This is a genomic window from Variovorax sp. CCNWLW186 (assembly GCF_037203865.1).
In the GTDB taxonomy this organism is placed as follows: Bacteria; Pseudomonadota; Gammaproteobacteria; order Burkholderiales; family Burkholderiaceae_C; genus Variovorax.
Map to the genome: position 1 here is coordinate 1 of NZ_JBBCBO010000043.1, position 13,531 is coordinate 13,531.

Below are 13,531 nucleotides of genomic sequence, written 5' to 3' on the forward strand. Positions count from 1 at the left end.
GAAATAAAGGAGGAGGCCGCAGGCCGGGGGACATTCGCGGAGCAAGGTACCCCGTCGGCGGGTGCGCCGCCCTGAACGTCGACGCTGATCGCGCCGCGACACGAATTAACAAAACCTACGGCTTGCCAGCCCGCGGTGGTTTCATATGCTGCCGAGCCATGGCCAGGAAAGCTAGCGCGGCAGGGCTGAGCGGGTGCTTGGCCAGTCGTACCGCGACCACCGGGTATTCGAGCGTGGGGCGTGTGACTGCCACCGCACGCAGGTTGCCCGGCATCAACACTTCGACATAGCGCGGCAACAGCGCCACCCCGGCACCTGCCTGGATCAGGCCGAAAGCCGTCGACAGCATCGATACGTGGTGTGCCACCTGCGGGTACACATTCGCCACGCTCGACAGTTGGCGGCTGACCGATCGCCACACATTGGCGTCCGGGTTGACGTGGATGAAAGGCAGCGCCTCCAGGTGCCTGGCGTCAACCACTACGCGCTGCGCCAGCGGATGGTCCTCGCGCACGAAAAGCGCCATGCGTTCCGTGAACAACGGTTCGGTGGCCAGCTCCGAGTGCTTCTGCCCGATGTCCGAGCCGAAGCCCAGGTCGGCCTCCTGCGAAAGCAGGCGCGAAATCATCTGCTCGGCGGTGCTGTCGAGCAGCGTGGTGGCCAGCGTGGGGTGCTTCTGCGAAAAGCGGCCGAGCATCGGCGGCAGCAGGGCGCCGGCCGTGAGGTGGCCCACCGCCAGCACCACGCGGCCTTCGCGCAACTGCGACTGCGAACGGCAGGCGTCTACCGACTCATCAATGAGCCGCAGCGCGCGCACCGCGGTTTCGACCATCACCTGGCCCGCACTCGTCAGCTGGATGCGGCGGCCCCGCACCACCAACGGTTGGCCGAGTTCTTCTTCCATGCGCTTGACCAGGTGGCTGATTGCGGGCTGCGTCAGCTGCAGGGTTTCCGCCGCGAGGGTAAAGCTGCCCGTTTCGGCCACTGCCGCCAACGCCCGCAATTGCTGCAGCGAAACCTCATCCGAGGCGTTCTTTGCCATAAACCCCATTCATAGTTGAATAAAGTGGATTATCTGGCTTGATGCGCGGCGGCTGCATAGCATGCAAGGTTTTCCTATCGAGCCAGAATCCAGCACCATGAAACGAATCCAGTTCCTTCAAGGGGTTGCCGCAGCGCTCTGCCTGGCTGCATCGAGCACAGCCAGCTTCGCCCAGAGCTATCCCAACAAGCCGGTGCGGCTCGTCGTGCCGTTCCCCGCGGGCGGCGCCACCGATCTCTTTGCCCGCACGCTCGGGCAGAAGATGGGCGACAAGCTCGGCACCACGCTGATCATCGACAACAAGCCGGGGGCCGGCGGTGCCATCGGTTCCGACCTGGTTGCCAAGGCGCCGGCCGATGGCTACACGCTGCTGCTGGCCACCACCAGCACGCACTCGATCGGCCCGGCCATCACCAGCAAGCTGCCTTACGACACGGTGCGCGATTTCTCGCCCATCGCGCATGTGGGCGATGCGCCCAGCATCATGCTGGTGCCGGTCAATTCGCCCGCGAAAACGGTGCGCGAATGGATCGACCATGCAAAGAAGAACCCCGGCAAGCTCAACTACGCCTCCAGCGGCAACGGCACCATCGTGCAGCTCACGGCGGAGCTCTTCAAGGCGCAGGCCGGCGTGTTCGTCACGCACATTCCCTACAAGGGCACGGCGCTTGCCATTCCCGACCTGATCAGCGGCAAGATCGACGTACTGTTCGACTCGCTGCCTACGGGCATGCCGCACGTGCGCGACGGACGCCTGCGTGCGCTCGGCGTTACCACGCTCAAGCGCAGCCCGCTCGCGCCGGAGCTGCCGCCCATTGCCGACACGCTGCCGGGCTATGAATCGAATACCTGGTTCGGCTTCTATGGACCGAAGGGTTTATCGGCGGACATCGTGGCGCGCGTCAATAAGGCGGCCAACGAAGCGCTGGCCGACCCCGAGGTGAAGGACAAGCTTTCGCGCTTGGGCATCGAACCCGCCACTGCCGGAACGCCCGAGCAGTTCGCGAAGATGGTGGCCACCGATGCGGCCAAGTGGAAAAAGATCGTGGTCGAACGCAAGATCACCAACGAGTAACGAGACAAACCGACATGAACTTCGATTTCAACAATCCCTATCTCTCCACCCGCATTCCGATCTTCGCGCGCAACGTGGTGTCGACCTCGCACCCGCTGGCGTCGCAAGCCGGGCTGCGCATGCTCCAGCAGGGCGGCAACGCCGTCGATGCGGCCGTTGCCACGGCGGCCGTGATGACGCTGGTCGAGCCGGTGAGCAACGGCCTTGGCAGCGACGCGTTCTGCATCTTGTGGGACGGCAAGGAACTGCATGGCCTGAACGGCTCCGGTCCCGCACCCAAGGCCTGGACGCCTGAATACTTCAAGGCCAAGTACGGCGCCGATGCCGCAACGCCGCCCATGCGCGGCATCGATTCGGTCACGGTGCCGGGCGCCGTGCGCAGCTGGGTGGCGCTGAGCGACCGCTTCGGCAAGCTGCCCTTCGCCGACCTGATGGCGCCGGCCATCGACATCGCGGAGCGCGGCTACCTGGTACCGCCGGTGGTGCAAGGCAAGTGGCTGGCGGCCACCTCGCTGCTCGAGTCGCAGCCGGGCTTCGCGCAAAGCTTTCTGCCTTGGGGCCGTGCACCCGAGATCGGCGAGCTGTTTCGTTTTCCCGCGGCTGCGCGCGCTCTCAAGGCCATTGCCCGCACCAAGGGCGAGGCCTACTACAGCGGCGAAATCGCTGAAGCGCTCGCCAGGTTTTCGAAGGAGCAGGGCGGCGCGCTCACGGTGGCCGACCTCTCGGCCTACCAGCCTGAGTGGGTCAAGCCGATTTCGCGCGACTACCGCGGCCACACGCTGCACGAGATTCCGCCCAATGGCCAGGGCATTGCGGCGCTGATCGCGCTCGGCATTCTCGAGAAGTTCGACATCGCTTCGCTGCCGGTCGACTCGGTCGCTTCGCAGCACCTGCAGATCGAGGCGATGAAGCTCGCCTTTGCCGACGTGTACCGCTACGTGTCGGAGCCATCGTCGATGACGGTGACCCCCGCGCAAATGCTCGATGACGCCTACCTCGCATCGCGTGCGAGACTCATCGACGTGAAAAAGGCGCAGGACTTCAAGGCCGGTAACCCCGTGAAGGGCGGCACCATCTACCTCACGGCCGCTGACGAGAGCGGCATGATGGTGAGCTTCATCCAAAGCAACTACATGGGCTTCGGCTCGGGTTGCGTAGAGCCCAAGTTCGGCATCAGCCTGCAGAACCGCGGCCACGGCTTCAGCCTCAAGGCTGAAAGCCCTAACGTCGTCGCACCGGGCAAGCGGCCCTTCCACACCATCATTCCAGCCTTCCTTACCAAGGACGGCCAGCCGGTGATGAGCTTTGGCGTGATGGGCGGCAACATGCAGCCGCAGGGCCACATGCAAACGCTGGTGCGCATGCTCGACTACAAGCAGAACCCGCAGGCCGCCTGCGACGCGCCGCGCTGGCGATTCAACGCGGGGCTCGAAATCAACGTCGAGGCTGCGATGAACCCCAACACCGTGCAGGGCCTGCGCGATCTTGGCCACCACCTCGACGTGATCAACGACTCGTACCAGGACTTTGGCGCCGGCCAGTTCATCTGGCGCGCGGGCGATCCGTCGGTTGAAGGCTATGTGGCCGCCAGCGATCCGCGCCGCGACGGCGTGGCTGCAGGCTATTGAAGACCGCGCGATGATCGAGGGATGACCAAGTCCGCCGTACAGACCGGCATTCCCTCCGCACATGGCGGCGCAAAGAGCATTGCGCCCGGCCTCATCCTCGCTTCGCTGGGCGCCATCGCGTTCAGCGGCAAGGCGATCATCGTCAAGCTGGCCTACCGGCATGGCGTGGACGCCATCACGCTGATCATGCTGCGCATGCTGTTCGCGCTGCCCCTCTTTGCTGTCATGGCGTGGTGGGCAGGGCGCGGCAAGCCTGCGCTCACGTTTCGCGATTGGCTTGGCGTGATCGGGCTCGGCTTCTCGGGCTACTACCTCGCGAGCTTTCTCGACTTTGCGGGGCTCGCATACATCTCGGCCAGCTTCGAGCGGCTGATTCTCTATCTCAACCCCACGCTGGTGCTGCTGTTCGGCTGGCTCCTGTACCGGCGGCGCGCAACGCGGCCGCAGGTGCTGGGCATGATCGTGAGCTATGCCGGCGTGCTGCTGGTCTTCGGGCACGAGCTCTGGACCGGGGGTGGCGGCAAGGGTGGCGGGGCGGCGGCCTGGGGCGCGTTTCTGGTGTTCCTGAGCGCGGTGAGTTATGCGGGCTATCTCGTCTACAGCGGTGAGTTCGTCAAGCGGCTCGGCTCGCTCCGGCTCGTGGGTCTGGCCACTACCGTGGCCTGCGTGCTGTGCATCCTGCAGTTCGTGCTCATGCGGCCGATGAGTGTTGCGATGCAGGTGGCGCCTGAAGTCATCTGGCTCTCGGTGCTCAACGCCACGCTGTGCACGGCGGTGCCTGTCCTGATGGTCATGATGGCCATTGAGCGCATCGGTCCGGCCATGGCCGCGCAAACCGGCATGATCGGGCCTCTTTCGACCATCCTCATGGGGGTGGTCATACTCGGCGAGCCGTTCACCGCGTGGATCGCGGCCGGCACGGTGCTCGTGATTGCGGGCATCTTCGTTTTCACACGCACGGGGCGCTAGCGCCCCTGCAGTACAGGAGAAAAAACATGGATCTGGGCATTGCAGGCAAGACCGCGCTGGTTTGCGGCGCGAGCAAGGGGCTTGGCTACGGCTGCGCCGAAGCGCTGGTGCGCGAAGGCGTGAACGTGGTGATCGTGGCCCGCGGCGCCGAGGCGCTCGAGGCGGCGGCCGCAAAGCTGGCTGCGGCGGCAGCCGGCTCGCCCGTGCCTTTCGTCAAGCATGTGGCGGCGGACATCACCACCGACGCCGGCCGCGCTGCCGTGTTCGCGCTCGGCCATGACTTCGACATCGTCGTGACCAACGCCGGTGGCCCGCCCCCCGGCGACTTCCGCAACTGGGACCGCGAGGCCTGGATCAAGGCGGTCGACGCCAACATGCTCACGCCCATCGAACTCATCAAGGCCACGGTCGACGGCATGGCCAAGCGCGGCTTCGGGCGCATCGTCAACATCACCTCCAGCTCGGTGAAGTCGCCCATCGACATCCTGGGCCTTTCGAACGGCGCGCGCAGCGGCCTCACGGGCTTTGTGGCCGGCGTGGCGCGCACGGCCATTGCGGCGCAGGGCGTGACCATCAACAACCTGCTGCCCGGCTCGTTCGACACAGACCGCCTCAAGGGCACGATGGCCGGCACGGCCCAGAAGACGGGCCAGGACTTCGACACCGTGTGGGAAGCCCGCAAGAAGAACATCCCGGCCAAGCGCTTCGGCACGCCGGCCGAGTTTGGCGCCATCTGCGCCTTTCTCTGCAGCATGCAGGCCGGCTACATGACGGGACAGAACGTGCTGGCCGACGGCGGCGCCTACCCCGGCACTTACTGAGCCCGCCTCGTGGTCTCAACGTTTAGACGATGAGACCACGATGCCGCCCACGATCAGCAAGAAGGCCGCACCGTGGTACCAGTGCGGCGGTTCGCCGAGGAACGCCGCGGACAACAGCGCGGCGAACAGCGGCGTGAGGTTCATGAAGAAGCTCGCCGCCTGTGGCCCGGCATGCTGCACGCCGCTGCCCCAGCAGCGGTAGGCCAGTACGGCGGGCCCGATACCGATGAAGGCGAGGGCGGCGAACAGGGGCCAGCCCGGCACGATGCGCGCGTCCGCCAGCGTCCACTCGCCGGCCGCGAACGCGCCCGACCATGCAAGGCCGAACACCATTTGTGCCATGAGAAACGCGGCCCAGTCTTGCCGCACGGCTTGCGGCTCCCGCGTGCGGGCCAGTATCCAGCTGTAGAACGCCCAGGCAATGGTGCCCAGGATCATGTACAGGTCGCCCGGCACCAGGCGCAGCGCAAGCAACTGCCGCCATTCACCCCGGCTCAGCACCAGCAGCACGCCAAGCATCGAAAGCACCGATCCGCCGATCTCGCGGCCGCTGACGCGGGCGCCGAAGAAAACAGCGCCGGTCGCGAGCATCCACAGCGGCAGGCTGGAGCCGACCAGCGTGACGTTGATTGGCGTAGAGGTCTGCAGCGCCAGGTACTGAAAGGCGTTGTAGCAGCCGATGCCGAGCAGCCCCAGCACCGCATAGCGCTTCCAGTGCGCCCACATCCGGCTCCCGGGGCGCAGCACGGGCCATGCAAGCGGCAGCAACAGCACGAAGGCGATGACCCAGCGCACGAAGTTCAGCGTGAGCGGCGACACCAGCTCGCGCACCATGCGGCCGACCACCGCATTGCCGGCCCACAGCAGCGGCGGCACGGTGAGCAGGAAGACGGTCGTCGGTGTGAGGCGCTGCTGGATCTGCATGGCCGCCGACTCTACCGGGCATTGCCCGCGGCCGCCGCGGAAAGGCCAAACGTGGCACGATGCGCGTCTTCTTTTTCGCGAGCCTTGGAGACTGCAAAGATGATGAGCAAAGCCGTTCGTATCGACCGCCACGGCGGTCCCGAAGAACTGAAGATCGTCGACGTGGAGGTCGGCGAGCCGGGGCCCGGCGAAATACGCATCCGCCACAAGGCCGTGGGCCTGAACTTCATCGACACCTATCAGCGCAGCGGCCTCTACCCTTTCCAGATGCCCTTGCAGCTGGGCATGGAAGCCTCGGGCGTGGTCGAGGCGGTGGGCGAGGGCGTCACGCACCTCAAGGCGGGCGACCGCGCCGCCTATGCGAGCCAGCCCCCGGGGGCCTACAGCGAGCTGCGCGTGATGCCGGCCAAGTGCGTCTGCAAGCTGCCCGAGGCCATTTCGTTCGAGACCGGCGCGGCCATGATGCTCAAGGGCCTCACGGCGCAGTACCTGCTGAAGAAGACGCTGCCGGCGGAAGGCTTGCAGCCGGGCGACTTCGTGCTGTTCCATGCCGCGGCCGGCGGGGTCGGGCTCATCGCCTGCCAATGGGCCAAGGCACTGGGCCTGCAGCTGATCGGCACGGCCGGCAGCGACGCCAAGTGCAAGCTCGCGCTCGAGCATGGCGCGGCGCATGCCATCAACTACAGTACCGAGAACTTCGCTGCGCGGGTGAAGGAGATCACCGGCGGCAAGGGCGTGAAGGTGGTGTACGACTCGGTCGGCAAGGACACCTGGGAGGCCTCGATCGAATGCCTGCGCCCGTTCGGCCTGTTGGCGATATTCGGCAACGGCTCGGGCCCCGTGCCGCCGATCAGCCTTGGCACGCTGGCATCGAAGGGCTCGCTCTACGTGACGCGCCCGACGCTGTTCACGCACATTTCCACGCGCGAGAGCACGCAGGCCATGGCGGACGACCTGTTCGCGGTGGTGCAGAGCGGTGCGGTCAAGATCCCGATCGACCAGCGCTACGCATTGGCCGACGCGCAGCAGGCGCACCGCGACCTCGAAGCGCGCAAGACCACCGGCTGCACGATCCTCACGCTTTGAGGCTCTGATAGTGGGCCACGGCCGGCCCGGCGACGGGCCAGCCTTGTCCTACCCTCGATGGGGTGTCATGCCTTCGTCTTGTGCCGGGCGCAATTTGTAGCCTGCTACAAAGCTCGAGGACGCCGCCACCATGGACACCGTTAGAACCTTTGTTGTCGAGGACAACCCCACCATCCGCGAAAACCTGTTGGGCACCTTGCGCGAAGTGGCCAGGGTCGACCCGGTGGGCCAGGCGGAATCGGAGCGGGAGGGTACGCGTTGGCTGACGAGCAACCTCGCGCAATGGGACCTTGCCATCGTCGACCTGTTCCTGAAGGACGGCACGGGCTTCAGCGTGCTCGAGGCCTGCCGCAACCGTGAGCCGGCGCAGAAGATGGTGGTGCTCAGCAACCATCTCACCCCTGAAATGCGCCGCAAGTGCACACAGCTCGGCGCCGATGCGGTGTTCGATAAAGCCACGGAGATCGACGACCTGATCGACTTCTGCCTGCGCCGCCGGCAGGAGCAGTTCATGCGTTCGCCGCTCTCGGCGGCGCACTGATGCTTACCTTGCAGCCTGCTGCATCTGCAGGCTTGCAGGCCGCGCCCTCCGCGTAAGCGACTCAGCCCTCGATCTTTCCCAGCCGCGATTCACGCAGCCGGCTCGGTGCCAGCGCGCCCGCCGACTCGAGGATCGGGTAGGCGATGGAGCAGATGTGCGAGTTGATGCGCTTCAGGTCGCTGATCAGGTCGATGTGCAGCGAACTGGTCTCGATGCTCAGCGTGGTGCGGTCGGACAGGCGATCGAGGTGGGTGGTGGCATAGGCCCGTTCAAGGTCGCGGAAGCGGGCTTTTTCTTCCAGCAGCTTTTGCGCGTCGCGCACATTGCCGTTCAAAAACACGCTCATGCTCAGCCGCAGGTTGGCCACCAGCCGGCCGTGCAGTTCCACGATTTCCGCCATGCCGGCGGCCGAGAAGTTGCGCTGCGGCTTGATCTTCTTGTCCTCGATGTCGATGATCACGCGCTCGATGATGTCGCCGATCTGCTCCATGTTGATGGTGAAGCTGATGATGTCGGTCCAGCGCCGGCTTTCTTCTTCGCCCAGTGCCTCGCGCGAGATGCGCGTCATGTAGTACTTGATGGCCGAGTAAAGCTCGTCCACCGTGTCGTCGAGCTGCCGCAGTTCCTGCGACAGGCGCAGGTCGTTGTGGCGGATCACGTCGAGCGTGCCGATGAGCATGGTCTCGACGATGTCGGCCTGGTGCAGCGCCTCGCGCGCCGCATTCGAAATGGCCAGCGAAGGCGTTGAAAGCGCCGAGGGGTCGAGGTGGTGCGGCCGCGTGGAAGTGGCCGGCTGCTGCGGCACCGGCAGCATCTTGGTGACCAGCGTTGCCACCCACTGCGTGAGGCCGATGAACCCCACGCTGATGATCACGTTGAACGCCAGGTGAAACAGCACCACCCCGTGGGTCGCGTTGGGCACTTGCGGCTGCACGTAGCGCAGCCAGAGCCCGACGAAGGGCGCGACGATCGCCACGCCGAGCGCCTTGAACAGCAGGTTGCCCACCGTGACCTGCCGCACCGGTATGGCCGACTTGGCGGTGGTCAGCACGGCCAGCAAGCCGCTGCCGAGGTTGGCGCCGAGCACCAGCCCCAGCGCCACGTCGAGCGGAACCACGTTGGAGCTTGCCATGGCCGCCACCAGCAGCACCACGGCCAGGCTGGAATACGCCACGATGGCGAGCGCGGCGCCAATGGTGATTTCGAGCAGCACGTCGCTGCTGAGTGAGGCCAGCAGCGCCCGCACGGCCGGGGCCGAGAAGAGCGGCTCGGTGGCTTCCACCACCAGCTGCAGCGCCAGCAGCATCAGCCCCAAGCCGATGAGCACCCGGCCCACGCGGCCCGCCACGCTGGCCGAGCGCGAAATGAACAGCACCACGCCCACGAAGATGAACATCGGCGACAGCCACGAAAGGTCTGCCGAGAACAGCACCGAGATGAGCGCCGTGCCGACGTCCGCCCCGCGCATCACAGCCAGCGCCGCCGGCAGCGTGACCAGGCCCTGCCCCACGAAGGACGAAGTCATCAGCGACGTGGCCGTGCTCGATTGCACCAGCGCGGTCACACCGATGCCCGACAGCGCGGCGGTGAAGCGGTTGCGCATGCTCTGCACGAGGATCTTGCGCAGGTTGGCCCCGAACACGCGCAGCACGCCCGTTCGAACGAGGTGCGTGCCCCACACCAGCAGTGCGACGGCGGCGAGCAGGTTCAGAAGATGCTTCATGGGTGCCGGTTTCTATCCTTTTCGTTTTGGTTCGTTTTCTTCAGCCCCATTTTCCACACTATGGGCTCAATCGATCAGTGCTCCGTTGTCGTGGAAAGGAAAAGGGCCCTCGAATGTGCCGGAAGCCGCCAAATGGGTGACCAGCCGCCTGCCGCGCGCAGACCAGGCGTGAACCCGGAAACCCGGCGGCTCCAGCGTCCACGCAGAGGCCGCGTCGGGCGCCAGGTCCAGGCAGACCTGGTGGGCCGGTGCGGGCGAAGTGGATGCAATGGTGCCGCCGAAGCGCGCGTCGATGGCGCGGTGCAGATGGCCGCAGATCACGCGTTCGACGTTGGGGTGCCGCGCGACCAGCGCTTCTAGTGCCTCGGCGCCTTGCAGCAGGCCAATCTCGTCCATGTGGCCGATCAGCGTCTGGAAGGGGGGGTGGTGCATGGCAATGACCACGGGCTCGCCCCGGCAGGCGTCGAGCTGTTGCTCCAGCCACGCCAGCCGTTCGTTGCAGAGGGCGCCATGGCTCTCGCCCGGCACGCAGGTGTCGAGCGTCAGCAGGCGCAGCGCGCCCACGCGCACCGAGTATTGGACAAAGCCGGCGGAGCCCACGCCCGCCGCCAGGTAGCCGTGGCCCGGAAAGCTGCGGCGCAGCTGGTCGCGGTCGTCATGGTTTCCGGGCATCAGATACACCGGCATGGTCAGCGGTGCCAGAAGACGCGCCAGGTGCTCGTATTCGGCCGCGCGGCCGAAGTCGCTCAGGTCGCCCGTAATCACCACCGCGTCGGGCAATTGCGGCAGGCGCAGCACCGATTGCACCGCGCGCTCCAGGTAGGGCGCGGTGTCGATGCGGCCGTACGCCAGGCGGCCGGGCTCGCGGATATGCAGGTCCGTCAGCTGCGCCAGGAAGGTGGTGTCTTGTGTCGTTGCCGTGTTCATGCGCTGGTTTCCTGCGACGTCATCAGGCGATCGGGCTGGATGCGAAGGCCGACCGGATCACCCGGGCCGAAAGGCGTGTCGCGGCCTACATCGGCTACCAGCAAGGACTGGTCCTGCGTGCGCAGCTGCAGCTGCACGCGGTCGCCGAGAAAGGTGCGGCGTTCGACGGCGGCAAGCCCCCAGCCGGGCTGCGGCGCGCTCACCTCCACGTCTTCGGGTCGCACCAGGAGCATCGCATGGTCGCGCCAGGCGGGCGGGCAAGGCAGCGTGCTTCCGCCGAGTCGGACAACGCCTTGCGCAATGGCGTCGGGCTCGCGCGTGAGCCGGTTCACCCGGCCCAGGAACTCCGCCACGAAGGGGTGTGACGGCGCGCGGTACAGCTCTTCGCCGCGGCCGATCTGCACGATGCGCCCGGCGCTCATCACTGCGAGCCGGTTGGCAATGGCCATCGCCTCCTGCTGGTCGTGAGTGACGTGAATGGCCGTGATGTGCAGGCGGCGCAGCAGTTCTGCGAGTTCGTCGCGCAGCGACTCCTTGAGCTTGGCGTCGAGCGCGGCCAGCGGCTCGTCGAGCAGCAGCACGCGCGGGCGCACGGCAACCGCGCGCGCCAGTGCCACGCGCTGGCGCTGGCCGCCCGAGAGCTCGGCAGGGCGCTTGTTCTCAAGCCCGCCGAGCCGCGTCAGGTCGACCAGTTCGCCCACGGCGCGCTTTTCTTCTTCGGGCGCCACGCCGCGGATGCGAAGGCCGTAGCCAATGTTGGCGGCCACCGTCATCTGCGGAAAGAGCGCGTAGCTCTGGAACACCATGCCCACGCCGCGATGTTCCACCGGGCGCTGCGTGACGTCTTGCCCACCGAACACGATGCGGCTGCCTTCGTCGGGTGCCTCGAGCCCTGCAATCAGCCGCAATAGTGTGGTCTTGCCGCAGCCGGAGGGGCCGAGCAGTGCAAGCACTTCGCCCGCTTCCACGTGCAGGTCGGTCGGCAGCAGGCCGCGCGTGCCGTCCGCGTAGGTCTTCGCGCAGTTCGCGATGTCGACAGGAATGCGTTCAAGTTCCATGGCGTTTCTGAATCAGGTTGGCAAGGTACTGCAGCCCCCACAGCACCGGAAGAATGACGGCGAAGAAGACCAGCGTGTAGGCCGACCCGATCTCGATGCGCATCGAGGCATAGCTGTCGGCCAGGCCTACGGGCAGGGTGCGCGTGAGCGGCGTGTGCAGCATCCAGGTTAGGTTGAACTCGCCCACCGAGAGCGTGAACACCATGAGGCTGCCGGCCACGATGGCGGGGAACACGGCGGGTACGAGGATGCCCATGAAGCGCTGGCGGAAGTTCGCGCCCAGCGAACGGGCGGCTTCCTCGAGCGCGAGCAGGTCGTCGCGCTGGAAGGCCGAGCTCACGGTGCGCACCATGAACGGCAGAGTGAACACCATGTGGCCCACGAGAATGAAGGCGAAGCTCTGGCGGAAGGCCGTGAGTTGGCCGTAGGCGAGTATCAGCGCCAGCGCGGTCGCGAGGCCCGGCACCGCGACGGGCAGCGTCAGCAACTCTTCGAAGATGTGCGCAGCGCGTGAACGGCTGCGCGCCAGCGCGTAGGCGCAGGGCACGCCCAGCAGCACGGTGCCGACCACGCAGGCCAGCGCCAGTGCGAGCGACCAACCCACGGTGCCGCCGTAGTTCTCCCATACCTCGCCGAGCCAGCGCAGCGTGAGCCCGCTCTTCAGGCCCGCGCTGTAGTTGTTGACCAGGCCAGCCATGACGGACAGCAGCATCGGCGCGATCATGAAGATGCTCACGAGCACTGTGATGGCCAGCAGGAAGGGCGCCTTGGGTTGCGTGTTCTTCTTTCGCATGAGCGTTTCCTCGATTCAGCGTGCGACGGGGTTGGCGCCGAAGCGCCGCGCCACGAACAGCACCAGCCAGGTAACGAGGCCCAGCGCAATCGAAAGCGATGCGGCGAGTGCAAAGTTGGCGTAGTTGGTGAACTCGTTGTAGATGGTGATGGGGATCACCTCGAACTTGCTGGCGAGCGTGAAGGCGGTGCCGAAGGCGCCCATCGAAGTGGCGAAAAGAATGGCGCCGCAGGCCAGCGTGGTGGGGGCAAGCTCGGGCATCCACACATCGCGCGCCACGCGCAGGCGCGAGGCACCGAGCGAGCGTGCGGCTTCTTCAAGCTGCACGTTCATGGCCTCGGCCGCTGCGGCATAGGTGGCAATGGCGCGTGGCAGCGAAAAGTACAGGTAGGCCAGGAACAGGCCGAGCAGGCCATATGCAAAGGTGATGCGTTCACCGAAGAGGCTGTCGCCGATGTCGGCCACCAGCCCTTGCCGCCCGCCGAGCAGGATGACGAAGAAGCCGATGATCACGCCCGGAAAGGAGAGAGGCAGCGTGAGCAGCGACAGCAGCATGCGTTTGCCGGTGAAGGAATGGCGCGCGAGGTAGATGCCCACGGCTGCGCCGAGCACCAGTGTCGCAAGTGTCACGGCCACCGACAACGCCACAGTGTTGACCATGCTCTGCAGGTAGCGCGAATCTGTCAGCACCGCGAAGTAGGTGGACCAGCCCTTGGTCGCGGGCAGCGTGAGCAGGCGGACCACCGGCAGCAGCCAGAAGGCAGCGAAGAACACGGCTGCGGGGGCTGCGCAGGCCAGCAGGCGCCAGCGTGGGTTCCAGGCGTTGGGTTGCTTCATCTCAGTTTTTTTCGCGCTGTGTTGCGGGGTGCTGTTGTTCAGGGCGCGTGCAAAGGCCACCGGGTACTCCCCTCCGCGAATGTCCCCCGGGGCTGCGCCCCTCCTCC

13 protein-coding genes are annotated in these 13,531 nt (G+C 66.2%); 6 read left to right on the forward strand and 7 right to left on the reverse strand.

The genetic code is table 11. From position 1 onward, the window contains the following. Positions 1–115 precede the first annotated feature (115 nt). Positions 116–1,042, reverse strand: coding sequence for a LysR family transcriptional regulator (locus V9K97_RS26930; protein WP_337321891.1), 927 nt, complete (start codon positions 1,040–1,042; stop codon positions 116–118). Positions 1,043–1,139: 97 nt separating this feature from the next. Here V9K97_RS26930 and V9K97_RS26935 point away from each other — a divergent pair, with 97 nt between their 5' ends. Genes V9K97_RS26935 through V9K97_RS26950 form a run of 4 tightly spaced genes read left to right on the forward strand, consistent with a single transcriptional unit; the run spans position 1,140 to position 5,535 of the window. Further along, positions 1,140–2,117, forward strand: a complete 978-nt coding sequence (locus V9K97_RS26935; RefSeq protein WP_337321892.1) for a Bug family tripartite tricarboxylate transporter substrate binding protein — start codon at positions 1,140–1,142, stop codon at positions 2,115–2,117. 14 nt (positions 2,118–2,131) lie between these two features. After that, positions 2,132–3,745, forward strand: a complete 1,614-nt coding sequence (locus V9K97_RS26940) for a gamma-glutamyltransferase family protein (protein ID WP_337321893.1) — start codon at positions 2,132–2,134, stop codon at positions 3,743–3,745. A gap of 21 nt (positions 3,746–3,766) precedes the next feature. After that, positions 3,767–4,714: a DMT family transporter gene (locus V9K97_RS26945; protein ID WP_337321894.1), complete on the forward strand. Its 948-nt coding sequence runs from the start codon at positions 3,767–3,769 to the stop codon at positions 4,712–4,714. Positions 4,715–4,740: 26 nt separating this feature from the next. After that, positions 4,741–5,535: an SDR family oxidoreductase gene (locus V9K97_RS26950; RefSeq protein ID WP_337321895.1), complete on the forward strand. Its 795-nt coding sequence runs from the start codon at positions 4,741–4,743 to the stop codon at positions 5,533–5,535. A gap of 15 nt (positions 5,536–5,550) precedes the next feature. Here the strand turns inward: V9K97_RS26950 and V9K97_RS26955 are convergent, their stop codons facing one another. Beyond that, a complete protein-coding gene (locus V9K97_RS26955) occupies positions 5,551–6,459 on the reverse strand; it encodes a DMT family transporter (RefSeq protein WP_337321896.1) in 909 nt (302 codons plus the stop codon). A 102-nt stretch (positions 6,460–6,561) separates the two neighbouring features. Here V9K97_RS26955 and V9K97_RS26960 point away from each other — a divergent pair, with 102 nt between their 5' ends. Next, on the forward strand, positions 6,562–7,545 hold the full coding sequence (locus tag V9K97_RS26960; RefSeq protein WP_337321901.1) for a quinone oxidoreductase family protein: 984 nt from the start codon (positions 6,562–6,564) through the stop codon (positions 7,543–7,545). 130 nt (positions 7,546–7,675) lie between these two features. After that, positions 7,676–8,086 (forward strand): response regulator, encoded by a 411-nt coding sequence (locus tag V9K97_RS26965; RefSeq protein ID WP_337309564.1) that lies wholly within the window; start codon positions 7,676–7,678, stop codon positions 8,084–8,086. 61 nt (positions 8,087–8,147) lie between these two features. Here V9K97_RS26965 and V9K97_RS26970 read toward each other — a convergent pair whose 3' ends face one another. From V9K97_RS26970 to V9K97_RS26990, 5 genes are all read right to left on the reverse strand, one after another. Next, positions 8,148–9,809 carry a Na/Pi cotransporter family protein gene (locus V9K97_RS26970; RefSeq protein ID WP_337297800.1) on the reverse strand — a complete coding sequence of 554 codons (1,662 nt, stop codon included), beginning with the start codon at positions 9,807–9,809 and terminating at the stop codon, positions 8,148–8,150. 66 nt (positions 9,810–9,875) lie between these two features. Then, positions 9,876–10,736, reverse strand: a complete 861-nt coding sequence (locus tag V9K97_RS26975; protein WP_337321897.1) for a phosphodiesterase — start codon at positions 10,734–10,736, stop codon at positions 9,876–9,878. Further along, positions 10,733–11,794 (reverse strand): ABC transporter ATP-binding protein, encoded by a 1,062-nt coding sequence (locus V9K97_RS26980; RefSeq protein ID WP_337321898.1) that lies wholly within the window; start codon positions 11,792–11,794, stop codon positions 10,733–10,735. The genes V9K97_RS26975 and V9K97_RS26980 overlap by 4 nt, the downstream gene beginning before the upstream one ends. Further along, positions 11,784–12,587, reverse strand: a complete 804-nt coding sequence (locus tag V9K97_RS26985; protein ID WP_337321899.1) for an ABC transporter permease — start codon at positions 12,585–12,587, stop codon at positions 11,784–11,786. Before V9K97_RS26985 ends, V9K97_RS26980 begins: the two co-directional genes overlap by 11 nt. Before the next feature lie 15 nt (positions 12,588–12,602). After that, on the reverse strand, positions 12,603–13,424 hold the full coding sequence (locus V9K97_RS26990; protein ID WP_337321900.1) for an ABC transporter permease: 822 nt from the start codon (positions 13,422–13,424) through the stop codon (positions 12,603–12,605). Between the last annotated feature and the right edge of the window lie 107 nt (positions 13,425–13,531).